Here is a 2,248-nt window from a genome sequence, read left to right on the forward strand (position 1 = left end):
GTGCCCAACAGGGAATACGGGCAGGTAATGAGTACGATGGCATAGCGATTGACTTCATTGACGCCGGCATTTTCCAAAGCGAGCTGTGTGCTCTTGGTATACGCGCGCACCAATCCGCCCGTGCCGAGCAGCACACCGCCAAAATAGCGGGTCACCACACACAGCACATTGGTCAGACCTTCTCGGCGCAGGACATCCAGCATTGGCATTCCCGCCGTGCCCTGCGGTTCGCCGTCATCGGAATAGCGCATATAATTGCCCTCACGGATAATATAGGCATAACAGTGATGGCGCGCGTCCCGATACTTTGCCTTGACTTCATTAAGGGTTTCAATCGCCTGTTCCTGCGACTCTACACAATACAAATCTCCGATGAATTTGGATTTTCTGTCCTCATATCGGCCCTCACCGTATCCTGCCGGTACCAGATAGCTCTCAGCCATCCTGCACCTCGTATTCCTTGAGCTGACCATACAGCTTATCATCGCACTCAATTTCTACAACTGTACCATCTGCATCGTAGTCTGTTGCGAACACTGCAGCTTCCTTATGAATGACATCGAGCAGATAGCCATCCGCATACGGAATACACAGCTTGACACGATGCTTTCCCTTGCCGAGTGCCTTTTCCATCGCTGCAAGCAGCTCTTCCAAGCCGCGCTTGCGCTTTGCCGAAATGGCAACGACGTTTTCACCGGATGGAATCAGATCCGGATTCTCACACAAATCCGCTTTATTGCAGACAAGCAGCTGCGGAATCTGCTGGGCACCGAGCTGAGAGATAACTTTCTCTACCGTCTCTGCCTGTTCGCGCCAATCCTCGCGCGACACATCGACAACATGCAGCAGCAGATCGGCATATTCCAGTTCTTCCAGCGTCGCCTTAAACGCAGACACCAGATGATGCGGCAGCTTGCGGATAAATCCAACGGTATCAGACAGCAGCACTTCCTGTGTCTCCGAAATGCGCAGCTTGCGCGTGGTCGGGTCAAGCGTGTCAAACAGTCTGTTGTTCGCCTCAATACCGGCATCGGTCAGAGCATTGAGCAGTGTCGATTTTCCGGCATTGGTATAGCCGACAATGGCAACGAGCGGCAGTTCCGCCTTTTGTCTCTGTCTGCGCTGTACGGCACGCACGCGCCGAACATCCTTGAGATCGCGGCGCAACTTGTCAATACGCTGTCGGATGTGTCGGCGGTCGGTCTCCAGCTTGGTCTCGCCAGGGCCTCTCGTGCCGATGCCGCCGCCCAGACGCGACATGCTCTTGCCCATACCGGACAGGCGCGGCAGAATATACTGATACTGTGCCAGCTCAACCTGCAATTTGCCCTCACCGGTACGCGCGCGCTGAGCAAAAATATCCAAGATCAAGGCGCTTCGATCCAGCACGGTTCGTCCGGTCGCCTCTTCCAGTACACGCATCTGTGACGGAGAAAGCTCATTGTCAAAGACAATCAGCGTCGCATCGTTATCTCGTGCCAGCTCGACAAGCTCCTGCAGCTTGCCCTCGCCGATAAAGGTGTGGGCATCCGGTGCGTTTCGAGTCTGTAACATTTTGCCGACACACTCGCCGCCTGCGGTCTCCAAAAGAGCCTCCAGCTCATCCAGAGTCTCCCAGCTTGCGTCCTCATCCTCCTGAAAGACCGATGCGTGCAAACCGACAAGCACGGCGCGTTCTGTCTCCATTTCGTCCAGCATCCAGTTTTCCACTGCCTGTCCCTCCTTTCAAATATAAAGCAAAAACCCGTCCAAAATGGACGGGTTTATAATCACTTCTTGAAAAATTACTTGTCAAGATTGAATCTTCTCTTGAAGCGGTCAACACGTCCGCCGGTATCAACGAGCTTCTGCTTGCCGGTAAAGAACGGGTGGCACTTGGAGCAGATTTCTACCGAGATATTCTCCTTAGTGGAAGCGGTCTCATATACAGCACCACAAGCGCAACGAATGGTTGTCGGTACGTACTTCGGATGGATTCCTTCCTTCATTTTTGATTCACCTCTTTCCGCCAAAGCCTTACAGTCATAAAATCATAATATCACAACGACCTAATAAATGCAAGCACTTTTTTTATTTCGCGGTGTATTTTTATTAAAATCACGCTTGAAACACGGTTCCGTCCGTATTTCCTCAAGGATTATATCATAGCCTGCCATAGAATGCAAGCGTTTTCTCATAGATTGAGCCAAATTGTCTGACGACTGCTGAGGAAATACAGAGCACAGCCCGTGACCGGCTTGCCAAACAC

General features: G+C 52.1%; 3 protein-coding genes. All 3 read right to left on the reverse strand.

Features of this window, described 5'->3' with window-relative positions; genetic code table 11:
- The coding region (locus ACR0P9_RS11320; protein WP_432620213.1) for an IMPACT family protein at nucleotides 1-443 on the reverse strand (443 nt) is incomplete at its 3' end.
- Entirely contained in the window at nucleotides 436-1,710 is a 1,275-nt protein-coding gene (gene hflX / locus ACR0P9_RS11325) for a GTPase HflX (protein WP_432620215.1), read from the reverse strand. The genes hflX and ACR0P9_RS11320, both read right to left, overlap by 8 nt.
- Before the next feature lie 74 nt (nucleotides 1,711-1,784).
- Nucleotides 1,785-1,988: a 50S ribosomal protein L31 gene (rpmE, locus tag ACR0P9_RS11330; RefSeq protein ID WP_216469679.1), complete on the reverse strand. Its 204-nt coding sequence runs from the start codon at nucleotides 1,986-1,988 to the stop codon at nucleotides 1,785-1,787.
- Between the last annotated feature and the right edge of the window lie 260 nt (nucleotides 1,989-2,248).

Origin of the sequence: Butyricicoccus sp. (assembly GCF_050872565.1) — a bacterium.
In the GTDB taxonomy this organism is placed as follows: Bacteria; Bacillota; Clostridia; order Oscillospirales; family Butyricicoccaceae; genus Butyricicoccus_A.

Excerpts from the sequence above, each read along its gene's own strand:
- rpmE (WP_216469679.1), bottom strand. The coding sequence starts at position 1,988 with ATGAAGGAAGGAATCCATCCGAAGTACGTACCGACAACCATTCGTTGC.